Here is a 17,601-nt window from a genome sequence, read left to right on the forward strand (position 1 = left end):
ATTTTTCGATAAACTGTGATTAAAAAAGATTAAGCGCAATAATATTATTTATTACGCCTAATCGAACAAATCTCAACAACAAGATTTATTTTTGAAGGTTATAAGAATATATAGTTTTGTCGTTTGCCTTGTAATATAAAACACCTGCAATTTCATCAACTTGGTATTCTGGTTTTTTATCTTTTAATAAAATTTCTTTATCAACTTTACCAGTGTCTTTGTTAACTTTTACTAAACCAACACCATCATCAAGTTTAGTTAATATAAACTGAGCGTTTTCGGTTGCTGCGGTTGCTTTAAAACGTTTAGACATAACATCAAAAGCGGCATCACCAATAGATGCAAACATATCTGCAGCCATTTTATTTTCTTTTCCGTAGTCGTTATAATTACTTAAATCGTTTGCACTGCCGTAGCTATTAGTTCTATTTGCTCCAGCTTTAGCTGCGTGTGCCATAGCTAAACCTGTTGCTGCAACAGCTACAACACCCGAAAGTACTTTTACAAAACCACTTTGTGATGGCGACTTATAATACTCTTGGTAAATACTACTGCCATCGCTACCCAATAAAGCTAAATTTTGAGAAGAACTTAAAAATATATTGCCTTTACGCATTTGCATAGTATTGGCAACTTCTTTTTCATCAAACTTTACTTTTGCTAATTCTTTTACATCACCTGAATTGGCGTCGATAGCAAAAATATCGCCATCAGCAGCAATTAAGTATCTGTTTTTTGCGCTATCGTAAGTTGAAGCTACAGCGGCAGAATTTTTATATTTCAAAGGTTTGCTCCAAACTTGATCGCCAGTTTTTAGATCAACTATATTAGCATCTTCACTAGTTATGTAGATTAAACCATTTGGCGATTGCGCCATAACCATTATATTTTCGCCTGTTTTTAAAGGCTTTTTAAATAATGTTTTTCCGTCAAATGAAATTTTATTAATACCACCTTGTTGAATACCAAATAAAATACCATCATCCATTACATAAAAATGTTGTACCCAACCTTTGGTTTTTGGTGCTTTTTCCCACAAATCTTCACCAGATGATGCGCTTAAAAAAGCAATTTCCGATTCATCACTTGGAGCAAAAACACTATTACTGCCACCAGAGCTTTTATCGCTTACTACAGCTAAACCTTGTGGTAATATTTGAAAATTCGATACGTTTCCTTGCACTTTTCTGTCATCTTTCCAAAGTTCTGCACCGTTACTTCCTATTTTATGGATACGTGTATTTTTTCCGTTGGTAGTAGTTTCAAAACCGTAAATTTCTTTCTCAGTGACATCTGAAACCATCCAATTAATGCCTTTAATTTTACATTCCCATAAATCATCTCCCTTATGAGATTTGGCTAATAAACCTTGAGCGGTTGGTATAATTAACATGCTTTTTAACAATAATGGCACACCTGTTACACTAAAATCTTTAGCAATACCTACTCTACCTGGTTTATCTAAAAAGAAACTGTAATCTAGTTTTTGTGAACCTAAATCATACACTGCTACTTTTGGTGTCATTTTCTCAAACTTGTCACCTTCTTTTTGAATGCCACTTACAATTAGTTTATTTTGTGGTAATACAACATTGCATGTGTAAATTTGGTTCCAGTTATCAGTTTCAGAATTAAAAATAACTTTTCCAGTTATGTAATTAATAACCGCTCTTTTAGTTTTTGCTATTCCTGCAAATTTAGAATTTGCTCCTTGAGATACTACAATATAAGGTGAAGCTGGAATAAAATCTGTTTCCTCTGGACTAAGTTTTCCGAAGTTATTAAATGTAAAAATTGGCGCACTTTGCTTTGGATCTATACCTACCAAACCGTCGTTTGTGGCCGCTATTAAAATACCGCCTACGGTAAGTGTCATTTCGTTAATATTTGCGCCTAAATCATACGTATGTTCTGGTGCTTCTGCTTTTTGAGCTAACGTTACGTTTACCATTAGAATCCCTACTAACAGTAATACAAATTGGTTTAATTTTCTCATTGTTGATTTTGTTTATGATTAATAACATCACAAATCTGCAACTTTAACAAAATGAAATCAATACGATGAATTACGTATATTTTGAAATGTGTATAAAAAACAAAAGGTTGTTTCTAACTTAAAACAACCTTTTAATGACGCATTAGAATCACTTCTTTTTTAAAAAATTATAGCCCTCAATATTTTAAATTCTAATACAATGTAGATGGTTTCTATTAAAAATAGATTAAGCCAATCATAACTTTTACAATTATAGCTATGTAAACATATTGATAAAAGTTCAAGTATTACACTATGACTTATTTAACCCGTAGTTTTTTTAACAAATCAATAAGTATTTAAGCATATTAGTAAGTTTTTAAATTGAGATAAAGCTATACTTATCTATTCCATTTAACATTTAAAATTCAAAAAAAAGAAAGGGTTATTTTAAAATTAAAACAACCCTTTCAACAATATTTTAGAATTTCTTCTTAAAACTAAAACCCTCAATATTTTAAATTCCATCATTAAGTTACAAAATATATTTGATTTTATTAAAGTTAATTCCAAAAAACTAAAACAAAAGGCACTTTACTTAAACTAAAAACAATTCGTTATTTAAATACTTTTAATGAAGAAAACAAGTTGCAATTTTATTATTTTTGAAAAGATAAACCCCTAGTTTTAATTGATAGAATCATTTTTATTTTTATTCACTGGCATAATTGGCGCAGTTACTATAGCATTGATGATTACATCCTATAGAACTAACCCCTTTTATAATATTTATCTATTATTAATCATTTCTATTATTTCATTTCGATTTTTAACTCATGGTAGTTATGAATTAGGCATGCAAACTATTTTTAAGGCAGACAAAGGACCTCATTCTGTTTTTTATCTAGTTATAGCTCCCTGTTTTTATTTGTATCACAAAAATCTTTCACTTCAATGCAAAGCTTATAATCCTAAAGATTTAAAGCATCTTATATTCATTATTTGTCTTTTCATAATTAACGTGAATAGTTTTATAAAACAAAACTACATGATTAACTATGGAAAAATAACAAACTTCATTCTAATAATTACCTTTTTATTTTTTTACATAACACTAATTTTCAATTTATTAAGAAGAAATATTTGGTTTAAAAAAGACCTTCTTATAAATAATAAACATTTTAAATTAGTTAAAAACTGGACCATTTATTTGTTTTCAATTAATGTACTTGCTGTTATAATTATAATTGTTTCGGTTTACACTGAAATAAATAAAGATGTATATCTTTCAGGAAAATCGTTAGCTACCTTTTCATTACTCTTTTGGTTATTTATTTATTTCAAAATTTTAGCTACGCCCGAAATTTTATATGGACTTCCTATTCTTAATATGAAAATATTAAAGTTTGGTTTACCTACTAAAGAACCTGAAACCAATTTAGCATCTAAAAGTAATAATTGGATTTTAGAAACAATTAGCGCCAAAAACGAACAAGACACTAAACTACAAGAAAAAATTACAGCTAACATTATTAGTTATACCGAAGAAATTGACAAAATAAGTAATGAACATTTTATTTTTAGAAACCCAAAAGCATCAGCAAATGATCTAGCAAATGCATTAGGTGTACCAACAAGCCATATTGTGTATTTGTTTAAGTACCATTCTACAATTCCGTTTTCTGAATATAGAATGAATTGTAGAATTCAAGATAGCATTAATTTAATTGAAGCTGGTTATTTAAAAACCAATACCTTAGAATCTTTAGCGTTTAAAACAGGTTTTGCTTCCTACAATCCGTTTTTTAGTGCTTTTAAAAAAGTAACTGGTTATTCTCCGCAAGATTATTTAAAAACCAAAAATCTTAATTTTTCAAATTAAAATTACTCCGAAAAGAGTAGCAATTGTTTTCTTAGTTTTTCCTTTGTGGTTTTTCCGTCGTAAAGTTTATCTACTATTTTGCTTAAAAGTTGTTCATTATCTCTAATGGCTACCATGAAAAAATCGACAACAGCTCTAAAAAATATTAGTAATATAGCTGCAATTACACTAGCATTTGAAAATATTATAAAAAACATAGCCAATATAACTGTAAACTGCTGAATAAAAATACGCACATAAGGCATCGTCATAATTTCAGAAGCTGTAAATTCTAAATACTTTTCAGGAAGTATATAATCAAAAATTAGTTTTAAAACCTGCGTACCAATTAAAAGTGGTAATACATACTCCATACCTTCTAAGGCTAGAATAGTGGTATAATTTTCAATAAGATTAAATGGTTCACTTATAAAACTAGTTCTTGAAATACCAATAATTACAAATGCAAAAATAGATTGAACCGCCACAAACATACCATAATGAAATATAAAAAATGGCACTAAAAACCATATAGATTTACCACTACCATCGTGCTTTGATGCCATTAGCATTTTCACAATATTAAACATACCAATAATAATGGTTTCTAAAAAATAGCCAAATAGCACTGTATACGGTTCAACTTTACCAAAATAAAGCAGTAAAATTAACCCTAAAACATTAACCCATACATAGGAATTATAACGGTTTGGAATAAAAACTGAAGCTAACATATTATCATTTTAACGCTGTAAATAAACATAATTATTACAATTAAAAACATACGAAAGGTATCGTATATTTAAAAAGCTATGTGTTGAAATTGCGCTTGTAATTGCTTTTTCTTTTCTTCTACATTTTGAAGAAATTTTTTGTGAGCTTCAGAATTTGGATTGAAAGCTTTGTGTTGAAGTCCTTTTTGAACAGTATCAACAGCATCCATTATTTTAAAAGTTTCATTAGAAATCCATACATCTTGAAACTTCTCCCAAATATAATTAATAGCTGTTTGGTTTGGATGTAGCATATCTTCAGCATAAAAACGATAATCGCGAAGTTCATCCATCATAATTTCGTACGAAGGGAAATAAATTAATTGATGATTGCTAATTTTATGAATAGCTGATATTAAATGCGCTTTGCTTTGTGTGTTTTCAATAAAACCATCTTTTACATGACGTACTGGTGAAACTGTGAAAATTATTGAAGCTTTTGAATTTACACTTCGTATTAAAGCAATACTATTTTGTAAAGATTCTAAAATGGCATCAACCGACAATAATTCCTTTTTAAATTGTTTCTGCGGCACTTTATGGCAATTAGCTACAAGTTTATTGGATTCTAAAAACCGATACACCCAAGCGGTTCCTAACGTAATTATTATATGCGTAGAATTATTAAGTTGTAACGCTGTTAAGTTAAGCTGGTGGTTAAGTTCTTTAAGTAATTCCACTTTTGAAGTATTACTTATTTTAGAATGTGCTTCATAACAATGCCACTGTTCATTATAAAAAAAGATATCTTCTTCAGTATATTCTTTTTGATTTATTGCTTTTGAAATTAACGTTTCAATAGCTTTTGGTTGAAACAAAATACCAAACGGATTTTGAAGGCTTTTAAACTTAAAATATGAAAGCTTTGCGCCTATATTTTCAACAAAACAAGACCCCAATAATAAAACATTAGAATTGTAGTCTATTAGGTTGTTAGACTGCTTTTCTAATGGTATTTTCGTTTGAAGGTTCATGTGTTTTTTGTTTCAAAGTTGCAAAGCAATTCTTAAAAAACTTAGCTTCTTTGCATTTTGCAACTTTGCTACTACTATTCTACGTATTTTTTTGCAGCTTCTAAAGCATCAGGAATACCACTAGGCATTTTACCACCTGCTGTTGCAAAAAATGGTTGTCCACCACCACCGCCTTGGATGTATTTACCAAGTTCACGAACTACTTGTCCGGCATTTAAGCCTTTACTTGCCACCAATTCTTTTGAAATGTAGCAGGATAACAACGCTTTCCCTTCACTTTCAGTAGCAAATAATAAAAATAAATTATCGCTGTTTTGTCCTAGTTCAAAAGACACATCTTTAATACCTGAAGCATCTAAATCTAATTTCTTAGCCAAAAATTGAACCCCATTAATAGTTTGTAATTCGTTTTTAAGATCGCCTTTTATGTTTTTAGCTTTTTCTTTTAACAAGGCCTCAACCTGTTTTTTTAAGTTCGCATTTTCATCTTGTAAATTCTGTAATGCTTTCACTGGCTCTTGCGCATTGTTTAGCAATTCTTTCATTTCAAAATAAACCTTGTTATTTTCAGAATAAAAGTTTTTAACAGCATCGTTGGTAATAGCTTCTATACGACGAATTCCTGCTGCAACAGCACCTTCAGATATTATTTTAAAATACCAAATATCACCCGTATTTTTAACATGTGTACCACCACAAAGCTCTATAGATTTTCCAAAACGAATAGCACGAACGGTATCGCCATACTTTTCACCAAACAAACTCATAGCACCATCTGCAATTGCTTCTTCTTTTGGCACATTACGTTTTTCAACTAAAGGTAATTTACCTGCAATTCGTGCATTTACAAAATTTTCAACGTCTTGTAATTCTTCCGTAGTTAATTTAGAAAAATGCGAAAAATCGAAACGCAAACTTTTTGAATGTACTGCACTTCCCTTTTGTTCAACATGCGTACCTAGAATTTCGCGCAATGCTTGGTGTAATAAATGGGTTGCTGTATGGTTACATTCGGTTCTGTAGCGTTGTTTTTCATCTACAACGGCTTTAAATGTTTCGTTAATATGTGTAGGTAGGTTTTTAGCAAAATGAATAATAACGTTGTTTTCCTTTTTAGTATCTAAAATATAAACCACATCACCGTGTGTATCTTCCAAATAACCTTTATCGCCTACTTGTCCGCCACCTTCAGCATAAAATGGCGTAATATTAAATACTAACTGATACATTTCACCATCTTTTTTAGAAACTACTTTTCGGTATCTGGTTAGTTTTACACTAGCCTCTAAGGTATCGTATCCAACAAATTCTTCTTCAGCATCATCAACTAAAATTGTCCAATCGTCTGTACTCATTTCGCTTGCTGCACGCGAACGATTTTTTTGTTTTTGAAGTTGTTCGTTAAAGCCTTTTTCATCTAATTTTAAGCCTTTTTCTGAAAGAATTAAGGCTGTTAAATCTATTGGAAAACCGTAAGTATCGTATAATTCAAAAGCTTTTTCACCTGAAACAGTATCGCCTTTTGTTTCTTCCACAATACGATTTAGTAAAACCAAACCTTGATCTAAAGTTCTTAAAAACGATTGTTCTTCTTCTTTAATAACATTTTCTACAAGTTGTTTTTGAGCTTTCATTTCTGGAAACGCTGTTCCCATTTTTTCACTCAATACATCAACCAACCTGTATATAAAAGGTTCTTTTTTATCTAAAAATGTGAAGCCATAACGTACTGCACGACGTAAAATTCTTCTAATTACATAACCAGCACCTGTATTACTTGGCAATTGCCCATCGGCTATGGAAAATGCTACTGCACGCACATGGTCTGATATTACTCGAATAGCGACATCTACCTTTTCATCTTTACCATATTTTTTATCAGTAACCGTTTCAATTTCTCTAATAATTGGGGTAAACACATCGGTATCGTAATTCGACTGAACACCTTGCAACACCATACACAAACGCTCGAAGCCCATACCAGTATCAATATGTTTATCTGGTAAACTTTCTAAGCTGCCATTGGCTTTTCGGTTGTATTGCATGAATACTAAATTCCATATTTCAACCACTTGCGGATGGTCTTTATTTACCAAATCTTTACCTGAAATTTTAGCTTTTTCTTCAGCAGAACGTATGTCAACATGTATTTCGCTACATGGTCCACAAGGACCTTGATCGCCCATTTCCCAGAAATTATCCTTTTTATTTCCTTTTAAAATACGGTCTTCAGAAATGAATTGTTTCCACAAATCAAAAGCTTCGGTATCCATAGGAAGGTTATCATCTTCACTGCCTTCAAAAACGGTAACGTATAAAATATCTTTATCAATACCATATACATCAACCAATAATTCCCATGCCCAAGCAATGGCTTCTTTCTTAAAATAATCACCAAAACTCCAATTGCCTAACATTTCAAACAATGTGTGATGATACGTATCATAACCAACCTCCTCTAAATCATTATGTTTACCTGAAACACGTAAACACTTTTGTGTATCTGTAATACGATTGTTTTTTGGCACAGCATTACCTAAAAAGTATTCTTTAAAAGGTGCCATACCCGAATTTACAAACATTAGGGTTGGGTCATCTTTTAAAACCATAGGTGCAGATGGAACTATGCTGTGTTTTTTATCTTCAAAAAAACTTAAAAATTTAGAACGAATATCTTGTGACTTCATTTATAATATGGTTACTCTGTTTTTAAAATTGGTATTAATTGCAAAACAATTTTTATCTTTACTTTTTTCAAAATATTTTTGAACTTAATTTAAGAACAACTTTTTTTCAACTTAAAGGCTTATAATACTTTTTTGTTGGTTGTATCGTTTATTAAAATTCAATATGCTTTGCATTTAATAAAGTGCAAAAATAGAATAAATTAGGAAATGAGTAAGGTAAAATATTATTACGATGCAGAATCGTTATCATATAAAAAAATACGGCGCAAAAAACGCAATACTGTAAAGTACGCATCTGTGTTTCTTTTAGGCTCTGCGTTGTTTGGTTTTCTATTTGTTTTTATTGCAAGTCAATACATAGAATCGCCTAAAGAACGTGCTTTAAAACGTGAGTTACAAAACGCGCAATTGCAGTTTGAATTGTTGAATAAAAAAATGAAAGAAGCCGAAACTGTTTTAGCTAACATAGCAGAACGAGACAACAATATTTATCGTGTTTATTTTGAAGCAAACCCCATACCCGAAGAACAACGAAAAGCAGGTTTTGGTGGTATAAACCGCTATAAAGAGTTTGAAGGTTTTGATAATTCCAAACTAATAAAGGAAAGTAATAAGCGTTTAGACATACTTCAAAAACAACTTGTAGTACAATCAAAATCTTTAGATGAAATTGCAAAACTTGCCGAAGATAAAGAAAAACTACTAGCTGCAATTCCTGCAATTCAACCTGTTAGCAATAAAGACTTAACACGTATGGCATCTGGTTTTGGTTTTCGTTCAGACCCATTTACTAAAGTTAGAAAAATGCATTGGGGCATGGATTTTACATCACCACGAGGCACTCCAATTTATGCTTCGGGCGATGGTATTGTAGAGCGCGCAGACAATTTAGCTTCTGGGTACGGAAACCATATAAGAATAAATCATGGTTATGGCTACGTAAGTTTGTACGCCCATTTATTTAAATATAATGTTAGAAAAAACCAAAAAGTAAAACGTGGTGATTTAATTGGTTTTGTTGGAAGTACCGGACGCTCGGAAGCACCACATTTACACTATGAAATTATTAAAGATGGTGAAAAAATTAACCCAATAAACTTCTATTACGGAAGTTTATCTACTGAAGAATTTAACAAATTATTGGAGCACGCTTCATTAGAAAACCAATCGTTCGATTAATGTATATAGAACTACCCGAAAAAAGATATTATGCTATTGGCGAAGTTGCTAAAGCTTTTGATGTAAACACGTCGCTAATTCGGTTTTGGGAAAAAGAATTTGATGCCTTAAAACCTAAAAAAAATGCTAAAGGCAACCGAAAATTCACACCTGAAGATATTAAAAACCTAAAACTAATTTATCATTTAGTTAAAGAACGTGGGTTTACACTTGAAGGTGCTAAAATTCATTTAAAAGAAGAGAAAAAGAAAACTTTAACCAATTTTGATATTATAAATAAACTAGAAGCTATTAAAGCCGAACTTATAAAAGTTAAAGAAGCTTTGTAACACTTTTATAAAACTTGCTACTAATAGTAAACAATTAACTAATCAATAAAATTAAATAGAATGAAAAAATGGCTTATTCCTGTTATAATAATTGCTGTTATTGTATTCGGACTTTATTCTTGGGGAAAAAATTTCAATAATACAGCAGTAAACTTAAAAGAAACAGCAACCAAAACTTGGGGCGATGTTGAAAGTAGTTACCAACGCAGAAACGACCTAATAGGAAACTTAGTAAAAACGGTTCAAGGTGCTGCCGATTTTGAAAAAAGCACTTTAGAAGCTGTTATAAAAGCTAGAAGTGAAGCTACAAAAACAACCATTGATGCTAATAATTTAACGCCTGAGAATATGGCTCAATTTCAACAAGCACAACAAGGTTTAACTGGCGCTTTATCAAAACTATTATTAGTTGTTGAACGTTATCCTGATTTGAAAGCAAATCAGAACTTTTTAGAATTACAATCGCAATTAGAAGGTACAGAAAACCGAATTAATGTTGCTAGAGATCGTTTTAACGAAGCTGTAGAACCATATAATAAACACATTAAAATATTCCCAAATTCATTATTAGCTGGTTTGTTTAATTTTGACCAAATGAATTACTACAAAGCTGATGCTGGAAGTGAAAAAGCACCTGATGTAGATTTTAATTTCAAATAAAACTACCCAACACTTATTATGATGCCAAACCATGTAGAAGATTTTTTAACCCAAAGTGAAGAACAAGAGGTTATTGAAGCTATACGATTAGCAGAATTAAATACATCTGGCGAAATACGAGTGCACATAGAAAAAACCTCTAATGGTGATGCTACAAATCGTGCTTTAGAGGTTTTTTATATGTTAAAAATGGATAACACCAAATTGCAAAACGCCGTATTAATTTACGTTGCAGTTGACGAAAAAACATTTGTTATTTATGGTGATAAAGGCATAAATGAAGTGGTTGTTAAAAACTTTTGGGATAGCACAAAAAATGTAATGCAATCGCACTTTAAAGCTGGCAATTTTAAACAAGGCTTGGTTGATGGCATTTTAAAATCTGGCGAACAGCTTAAAACCTTTTTCCCATATTTAGATTCAGATACTAACGAATTACCTAACGAAATTTCTAAAGGGTGAAAAATTTAGTATTCAGTTTTCAGGCGCAATCTCAGAGAAATAGCAAATTAATTTTCATCTTATTAATTGCTCTTTTTTCTATTAGTTTTAGCTATGCTCAATTTAAAATTCCTGAAAAACCAGACTTCCAAACGAGTGTTTATGACTATATTGGTTTATTGTCCGCTTCTGAAAAAACAGCTTTAGAAGAAAAATTAATAAAGTATTCTGACACTACTTCAACACAAATAGTAATTGCAACCATCAATTCCACCGAAGGAGAAAACATAGATTATTTAGGCACAAAATGGGCACATGCTTGGGGTATTGGACAAGCAAAAGAAGATAACGGTGTTTTTATTTTACTAGCCAAAGGCGATAGAAAAATATCTATAAAAACCGGTTATGGCGTAGAGCATTTGCTTACCGATGCCATGTCCAAACGCATTATTAATCAAGATATTATTCCTTATTTTAAACAAGAAGATTATTATGGCGGCTTAAATAGAGGTGCTGATGCTATTTTGGAAGTTTTAACAGGCGAATATCAAGGCACAAGAAAAGAATCTAATAACGGGTTTCCTGTTGGCGTTATTGTTATACTGATTTTCATATTTATAATCATCATCATTTCCATTTCAAAAAATAATCGTGGTGGTTCAGGTGGAAACCGAGGTAACAAATCGGACGCAATGGATATTTTTGAAGCCATTATTTTAAGCAACATGGGACGTGGAAACTATCGTGGTTCATCTGGTGGTGGTTTTGGCGGTAGCTCTGGCGGCGGCTTTGGAGGCGGTGGCGGCTTTGGTGGTGGCTTTGGCGGCGGCGGTTTTGGTGGCGGCGGCGCTTCTGGAGGGTGGTAAGTTTGGCTTTAGGCTTTAGGCTTTAGGCTTTAGGCTTTAGGCTTTAGGCTTTAGGCAAAGAAAACTTAAAACTTTTAAACCTTTAAACTTTTCCAATTTAATCTTCATAAAAATGATTACCTCTTATTTCGCCTTTTGCACCTAAACTATTAAATTTCCAACTAAAATTAAGCATAAAGTATTGGCGCAATACGGTACTTTGTGTGTCTTGAATATAATCTTGCGTAGCTGTACGTCTTGCATTGGTATTTTGCTTTAATAAATCGTATACTTTTAAAGTAATTAGTCCTTTATCTTTTAGTATTGAATAGGCTACACTTGCATTCCAAAACCATGCATCTTTTTGAAAACCATCGGCAATGTTGGGGTTATAATTGTATGTTATATCGTTTCTAAATTCAAAACCTTTTGGCAAGAAAAATGCTGCATTTAAGTCTAAATTATGCGATGTAAAGTTTCTATCTTCAAAAGCACTTATATCGTATTTGTTATTGGTGAACGAAATACGGTAGCGTGGTTTAAACTCAAAAACATCTGTATAAATATAATCTACGCCTATATTCGGGTTAAACACCATAACATTGCTAGCATATTGTACATTATTGTTGTAATTAATATTTTTTGAGAAATTTGACCAATTTGCTATTCTAAATTTTACAGATTGCAACGAATCTATTTTAAACTTTTTACTGTATTCCATTCCAAAATAACCATTGTTATTTCCGTTTACATTATCATAAGTTGTAACACGCTTTAGTGTTTCAGCATCAATAGTTGTTCTTGAAACTACAGCATTATTTCTACTCGCAATGCTTGCATACATATAAAAACCCGTTCTTTCTTGCCAATTAAAGGTATTGAAACCAAAGTACAACCTATGTTCATTTGTTGGCTCTAAATTAGGGTTACCAATTACCGTATTTAGAGGGTTTGAAACATCTTCAAAAGCTTGCAATTGCCTTACTGAAGGTGGTATGTTGGATAAACTATAATTTGCATATACTGTTGCAATTTTACTTAATTTATAATAAAAATTTGAATTCAATTGTATAGCTTCAAAACCTCTTTCAACATTAAACTGCGGTCTTAAACCATCATTGTTTTTTAGAGTACGAAACACATAATCTGCACCAAAACCTGCCGACCATTTTTCTTTTCTATAAGACAACGAAATACCTGGTGTACTTTTAATGTCTTTATATTCAAAATCTGTACTTAACGCTGTATTGAACGTATCAAAATCATTTGAAACATCATTAAAATCGAAGGTGTTTTTAATGTTTTCATCTTTATTTCGTTCAAATTTATAACCAAAATTCATAAAGAATTCTTTGGCTTTAATTGGCAATCTATACGTTACATCTGCGCGTAAATTGGTACCATTAGTTTCTCCATCGGTAAATTGATTTCTAACAATAGTTTCTGGGTTAGTACCAAATACTTCGGTGTTAGAATTTATATAATCATCACTATTGCCATTTTTAAAACTATTATTCAAACCAAATTTTAAAAAAGCACCTTTTGCACCAAACTTTTTTGTTGCGCTTATTTCATTTGAAAAATTCTTAGCATCATTTTCAACAATTGAATTTAATGATGATTGATTTGTTAACACCAAATCTTCATTTAAGGTTTCATCATCACTTACATAATTTGTTGTTGTTTTTGAAAATGAAAACGAAGGTTTTACGTTTACCATAAATGTTGAATCGATTTTAATCTCAAATTCTGAATTTACACTATGGCTTTTTGTATCATTATTTGAGTTTGAACGTGAATTTGAAAAATACCTAGAATCGGACAAAATGGTTTCTCTTTTGGATGTTGTTTGATTTTCCGAATTACTGTTTGAATAAAAATAATCGGCAGAAGCCTCTACTTTTTTACCATAACTATTTGCAAAATTAGCACCAACCAAATTGGATGTTGTAATACCTTGCCCACCACCAAATTGCCTTCCATTGACACTAAAAGAACCATTATCACTAAACCAAGCATTTCCGCCGCCAAACATTTTTTCAATTTCACCAAAACTAAATCCAGGCGAATTTATATTGTTTCCACCAACTAAAACACTAATACGTTGGTCGTTATCAAAACGGTTAAACATTCCTGCAAACTCATGGCGTTTATTGGTACCAACACCTGCTGCTACCCTACCAAAAACACCTTTATTATTTTCTTCTTTTATGGTAAGATTTATGGTTTTATTTTCTTTATCGCCTTCTTCACCTGTAAAGGCTTCACTTTTTGTTTTAGTATCTACAACTTGAATTTTCTCAATAATATCTTTAGTAAGGTTTTTTATTGTGATTGACGGATCGTTTCCAAAAAACGGTTTTCCATTAACTAATATTTTATTAACCTCTTTGCCGTTAACTTTAATCTTGCCTTCATCATCAATTTCTACACCAGGTAATTCCTTTAAAAGATCTTCTACGGTAGCATCTTTTTTAGTTTTAAAAGAAGCTACATTAAATTCTAAAGTGTCTTTTTTTATGGTTATTGGTGCCGAAGCTTTAATTAAAACTTCATCTAAAGCATTACTAACTTTTAATTTTATATTTCCTAAACTTAAATTGGGTGTATTTAAAGTTATTTTCTGTTTGTAAGTTTGATACCCTACGTAAGAAACTAATAGGTTTAAATTGATTTCAGGTGTGCTATCTTCTAACAGAAATCCGCCATCTTTATTAGTAATTGTATAGGTTACTAATGTGCTATCTTTAATTTTTTCGAGGTAAACTGTTGCTGCTTCGAGAGGGTTTTCTTCTTCTTCTGAAATTATTTTTCCTGAAATTTTAAAATTTTTAGATTGCGTAAACGATAAGAAGCAACACAATAAACCTATAACTAATGTGAATTTGCGCATTAACTGTTTTTTGATTGATTGATTGTAAACGAGAGAATTAACTCCCAAAACAGCAAACGAAAATAGACTAATTATAGTATTAATTTTCTTAAAATAAACCTAAAGTTTTTATAAAATTTACTTTTTACGCATATAAACACTTACGGGAACGCCATTAAAATTGAATTTTTCGCGAAGTTTATTTTCTAAAAAGCGTTTGTATGGTTCTTTAACGTATTGTGGTAAATTACAGAAAAAAGCAAACTGTGGTTGTGGTGTAGGCAGCTGCATTACGTATTTAATTTTCACAAATTTTGCTTTATTTGCAGGCGGTGGATAATTTTCTATAATTGGCAACATTACCTCATTAAGTACACTTGTTTTAATCTTTTTTGTACGGTTGTTATAAACCTCAACAGCAGTTTCTATAGCTTTATATATACGCTGTTTGGTTAATGTTGAAATAAAAATAATTGGCACATCTGTAAATGGCTCCATCTCTTTTCTGATGGCTTTTTCATATTCGAGAGTAGTCTTATGGTCTTTTTCTACTAAATCCCATTTATTAACTAAAATAACCACGCCTTTACGGTTGCGTTCTGCTAACCAGAATATATTTTGGTCTTGTCCATCAAAACCACGCGTTGCATCTAAAACCAACAAACACACATCACTATGTTCTATAGCACGCACGCTTCGCATAACGGAGTAAAACTCTAAATCTTCTTTAACTTTTGATTTTCTACGAATACCTGCTGTATCAACCAAATTAAACTCAAAACCAAAACGGTTGTATTTAGTGTCTATAGAATCTCTGGTAGTTCCAGCAATATCGGTAACTATGTATCTATCTTCACCAATCAATGCATTGATGAATGATGATTTTCCTGCGTTTGGACGACCAACTACTGCAAAACGAGGTAACTCCTCATCAATTACAGTTTCTTTTTCTGGTAAGGCTTCAACTAAAGCATCCAATAAATCGCCCGTTCCACTTCCATTGATACTTGCAACGGTGTAATATTCACCTAAACCTAAAGAATAAAACTCTACAGCATCTTCAGCACGCTTTGCATTATCAACTTTATTAACCACTAAAAACACAGGTTTTGTTATTTTACGAAGTAGTTTTGCAACATCCTCATCCATACCTGTTACGCCACTTTCAACATCAACCATAAAAATAATAGCATCGGCTTCATCAATAGCTAATTCTACTTGTTTATCAATTTCAGCTTCAAAAATATCGTCACTTCCTAACACATAACCACCTGTATCTATTAACGAAAACTCCTTACCATTCCAGTCTGCTTTACCATAATGACGATCTCTAGTAACGCCACTTACAGCATCAACAATAGCTTCTCTACGCTGAATTAAACGATTAAAAAACGTTGATTTACCTACGTTTGGACGACCTACTATTGCTACAATATTACTCATGATTTATTTTGAAAACAGCCTTAACTGATTTAATTTATGTTTGTTGAAATATTTTGCAAAAATAGGAAATATACGCTTTACACCACCTTTTTTTGCTAACTATTAAATTTTTAGATTTTTAAGCTAAAAAAATAGTATTTTAATGATTTAAAACACCAACCAAATGCCAACTACCAACGCCGTTATCTTACGACCCAGATTTAAGATTGAACTACCAAAACCTAATGAATCTGTTTTACAAAAATTTCGGAATTGTAAAAAAACACAATTTGATTTTATTGTTAGTTCCATTGACGACCATGTGTTTATAAAATTTCCAAAGCATAAACAACATTTTTGGTCGCCACAGTTACACTTAGAAATTAATGCGGTTGATGAAGAAACTTGCGTTTTACATGGCCTTTTTGGACCAAACCCAACTGTTTGGACTTTTTTTATGTTTTTGCATTTTTTGGTAGCAGGATTATTTATTGCTTTTGGCGTTTGGGCTTATACAAATTGGACTTTAAAATCTGATTTTGCTATTCAAATAAGCCTTATGCTACTTATGGTAGTTATTTGGTTTGCACTTTATTTTGCTGGAAGCATTGGTAAGGCATCAAGCAAAAACGAAATGTTAGAACTTAGAGCGTTTATGAATAAAATTCTTGATTAATTATTATACCCAAAACGCTTTAATTGATTTTGATTGCTTCGCCAGTTTTTATTCACTTTTACATAGGTTTCTAAATGAATTTGTTTACCAAAAAAGGCTTCTAAATCTTTTCGAGCTTCAACACCAACGCGTTTTAAAGCACTTCCTTTATGACCAATAATAATCCCTTTTTGGGTTTCGCGCTCTACCATAATTACTGCGCGGATTCTAATAATTTCTTCCTCTTCAAAAAACTCTTCGGTCTCAATTTCAACAGCATAGGGAATTTCTTTTTTATAATGAAGAAGGATTTTTTCGCGAATGGTTTCATTTATAAAGAAACGTTCTGGTTTATCGGTTAATTGGTCTTTTGGATAAAATGCTGGTGATTCTGGAAGTAAATCGATAATTCTATTAAATACTTCCTTTACGTTAAACCCTTCTAGAGCTGAAATTGGAAAAATTTCGGCATTCGGCACTTTTTCTGCCCAAACTTGTACTTGCGTTTCTAATTGCTCTTGATTTGATTTATCAATTTTATTTAAAAGCAACAATACAGGAATTTGAGAACTTGTTATTTTATTGAAAAACGTTTCGTCTTTTAATTCTTGTTCGCCAATTTCAACCATGTATATTAACACATCGGCATCTTCAAAAGCAGACTTTACAAACCCCATCATACTTTCTTGCAGTTCGTATGCTGGTTTTATAATACCTGGTGTATCTGATAAAACTACCTGAAAATCATCACCATTAACGATACCCAAAATGCGATGACGCGTTGTTTGTGCTTTTGATGTGATGATTGACAATTTTTCACCTACAAAGGCATTCATTAAGGTTGATTTACCCACATTTGGGTTTCCAATAATATTTACAAAACCTGCTTTGTGGTTCATAACGTTTACTTTTTAAGATGTTGCAAATT

Annotated in this window: 14 protein-coding genes; 7 read left to right on the forward strand and 7 right to left on the reverse strand. The window is 31.5% G+C overall.

Annotation, left to right across the window (positions count from 1 at the left end; all coding sequences use genetic code 11):
* Window positions 1–85: 85 nt before the first annotated feature.
* A complete protein-coding gene (locus ACFQ1R_RS03075) occupies window positions 86–1,996 on the reverse strand; it encodes a hypothetical protein (protein ID WP_379924639.1) in 1,911 nt (636 codons plus the stop codon).
* A 1,027-nt stretch (window positions 1,997–3,023) separates the two neighbouring features.
* On the opposite strand from ACFQ1R_RS03075, the gene ACFQ1R_RS03080 reads away from it, so the two are divergent.
* The gene (locus ACFQ1R_RS03080; protein ID WP_379924640.1) at window positions 3,024–3,857 is read left to right on the forward strand and encodes a helix-turn-helix domain-containing protein; all 834 of its coding nucleotides are present in this window, start codon (window positions 3,024–3,026) and stop codon (window positions 3,855–3,857) included.
* A 2-nt stretch (window positions 3,858–3,859) separates the two neighbouring features.
* Here ACFQ1R_RS03080 and ACFQ1R_RS03085 read toward each other — a convergent pair whose 3' ends face one another.
* From ACFQ1R_RS03085 to alaS, 3 genes are all read right to left on the reverse strand, one after another.
* Window positions 3,860–4,570 (reverse strand): DUF6498-containing protein, encoded by a 711-nt coding sequence (locus ACFQ1R_RS03085; RefSeq protein ID WP_379924641.1) that lies wholly within the window; start codon window positions 4,568–4,570, stop codon window positions 3,860–3,862.
* A 68-nt stretch (window positions 4,571–4,638) separates the two neighbouring features.
* Window positions 4,639–5,583: a GSCFA domain-containing protein gene (locus ACFQ1R_RS03090; RefSeq protein ID WP_379924642.1), complete on the reverse strand. Its 945-nt coding sequence runs from the start codon at window positions 5,581–5,583 to the stop codon at window positions 4,639–4,641.
* Window positions 5,584–5,657: 74 nt separating this feature from the next.
* A complete protein-coding gene (gene alaS / locus ACFQ1R_RS03095; protein WP_379924643.1) occupies window positions 5,658–8,270 on the reverse strand; it encodes an alanine--tRNA ligase in 2,613 nt (870 codons plus the stop codon).
* 207 nt (window positions 8,271–8,477) lie between these two features.
* On the opposite strand from alaS, the gene ACFQ1R_RS03100 reads away from it, so the two are divergent.
* The 5 genes from ACFQ1R_RS03100 to ACFQ1R_RS03120 are packed head-to-tail and all read left to right on the forward strand — an operon-like array spanning window position 8,478 to window position 11,745.
* A complete protein-coding gene (locus ACFQ1R_RS03100; protein WP_379924644.1) occupies window positions 8,478–9,449 on the forward strand; it encodes a M23 family metallopeptidase in 972 nt (323 codons plus the stop codon).
* Entirely contained in the window at window positions 9,449–9,778 is a 330-nt protein-coding gene (locus tag ACFQ1R_RS03105; RefSeq protein WP_379924645.1) for a MerR family transcriptional regulator, read from the forward strand. Before ACFQ1R_RS03100 ends, ACFQ1R_RS03105 begins: the two co-directional genes overlap by 1 nt.
* 60 nt (window positions 9,779–9,838) lie before the next feature.
* The gene (locus ACFQ1R_RS03110) at window positions 9,839–10,438 is read left to right on the forward strand and encodes a LemA family protein (protein WP_379924646.1); all 600 of its coding nucleotides are present in this window, start codon (window positions 9,839–9,841) and stop codon (window positions 10,436–10,438) included.
* 21 nt (window positions 10,439–10,459) lie between these two features.
* Window positions 10,460–10,900, forward strand: a complete 441-nt coding sequence (locus ACFQ1R_RS03115) for a TPM domain-containing protein (protein ID WP_379926299.1) — start codon at window positions 10,460–10,462, stop codon at window positions 10,898–10,900.
* Between the two features lie 50 nt (window positions 10,901–10,950).
* On the forward strand, window positions 10,951–11,745 hold the full coding sequence (locus tag ACFQ1R_RS03120) for a TPM domain-containing protein (RefSeq protein ID WP_379926300.1): 795 nt from the start codon (window positions 10,951–10,953) through the stop codon (window positions 11,743–11,745).
* Window positions 11,746–11,842: 97 nt separating this feature from the next.
* Here ACFQ1R_RS03120 and ACFQ1R_RS03125 read toward each other — a convergent pair whose 3' ends face one another.
* A complete protein-coding gene (locus ACFQ1R_RS03125) occupies window positions 11,843–14,617 on the reverse strand; it encodes an outer membrane beta-barrel protein (protein ID WP_379924647.1) in 2,775 nt (924 codons plus the stop codon).
* Window positions 14,618–14,734: 117 nt separating this feature from the next.
* A complete protein-coding gene (gene der / locus ACFQ1R_RS03130) occupies window positions 14,735–16,039 on the reverse strand; it encodes a ribosome biogenesis GTPase Der (RefSeq protein ID WP_379924648.1) in 1,305 nt (434 codons plus the stop codon).
* 163 nt (window positions 16,040–16,202) lie between these two features.
* On the opposite strand from der, the gene ACFQ1R_RS03135 reads away from it, so the two are divergent.
* Complete coding sequence (locus ACFQ1R_RS03135) at window positions 16,203–16,694, forward strand: GTP-binding protein (RefSeq protein ID WP_379924649.1); 492 nt, start codon at window positions 16,203–16,205, stop codon at window positions 16,692–16,694.
* On the opposite strand, the gene era is transcribed toward ACFQ1R_RS03135, so the two are convergent.
* Window positions 16,691–17,572 carry a GTPase Era gene (era, locus tag ACFQ1R_RS03140; RefSeq protein ID WP_379924650.1) on the reverse strand — a complete coding sequence of 294 codons (882 nt, stop codon included), beginning with the start codon at window positions 17,570–17,572 and terminating at the stop codon, window positions 16,691–16,693. The genes ACFQ1R_RS03135 and era overlap by 4 nt on opposite strands.
* Between the last annotated feature and the right edge of the window lie 29 nt (window positions 17,573–17,601).

Source organism: Mariniflexile jejuense, assembly GCF_042675665.1.
Classification (GTDB): domain Bacteria; phylum Bacteroidota; class Bacteroidia; order Flavobacteriales; family Flavobacteriaceae; genus Mariniflexile; species Mariniflexile jejuense.

Excerpts from the sequence above, each read along its gene's own strand:
- era (WP_379924650.1), bottom strand. The coding sequence starts at position 17,572 with ATGAACCACAAAGCAGGTTTTGTAAATATTATTGGAAACCCAAATGTG.
- ACFQ1R_RS03090 (WP_379924642.1), bottom strand. The coding sequence starts at position 5,583 with ATGAACCTTCAAACGAAAATACCATTAGAAAAGCAGTCTAACAACCTA.
- der (WP_379924648.1), bottom strand. The coding sequence starts at position 16,039 with ATGAGTAATATTGTAGCAATAGTAGGTCGTCCAAACGTAGGTAAATCA.
- ACFQ1R_RS03105 (WP_379924645.1), top strand. The coding sequence starts at position 9,449 with ATGTATATAGAACTACCCGAAAAAAGATATTATGCTATTGGCGAAGTT.
- ACFQ1R_RS03125 (WP_379924647.1), bottom strand. The coding sequence starts at position 14,617 with ATGCGCAAATTCACATTAGTTATAGGTTTATTGTGTTGCTTCTTATCG.
- ACFQ1R_RS03085 (WP_379924641.1), bottom strand. The coding sequence starts at position 4,570 with ATGTTAGCTTCAGTTTTTATTCCAAACCGTTATAATTCCTATGTATGG.
- alaS (WP_379924643.1), bottom strand. The coding sequence starts at position 8,270 with ATGAAGTCACAAGATATTCGTTCTAAATTTTTAAGTTTTTTTGAAGAT.
- ACFQ1R_RS03135 (WP_379924649.1), top strand. The coding sequence starts at position 16,203 with ATGCCAACTACCAACGCCGTTATCTTACGACCCAGATTTAAGATTGAA.
- ACFQ1R_RS03110 (WP_379924646.1), top strand. The coding sequence starts at position 9,839 with ATGAAAAAATGGCTTATTCCTGTTATAATAATTGCTGTTATTGTATTC.
- ACFQ1R_RS03080 (WP_379924640.1), top strand. The coding sequence starts at position 3,024 with ATGATTAACTATGGAAAAATAACAAACTTCATTCTAATAATTACCTTT.
- ACFQ1R_RS03100 (WP_379924644.1), top strand. The coding sequence starts at position 8,478 with ATGAGTAAGGTAAAATATTATTACGATGCAGAATCGTTATCATATAAA.
- ACFQ1R_RS03115 (WP_379926299.1), top strand. The coding sequence starts at position 10,460 with ATGCCAAACCATGTAGAAGATTTTTTAACCCAAAGTGAAGAACAAGAG.
- ACFQ1R_RS03075 (WP_379924639.1), bottom strand. The coding sequence starts at position 1,996 with ATGAGAAAATTAAACCAATTTGTATTACTGTTAGTAGGGATTCTAATG.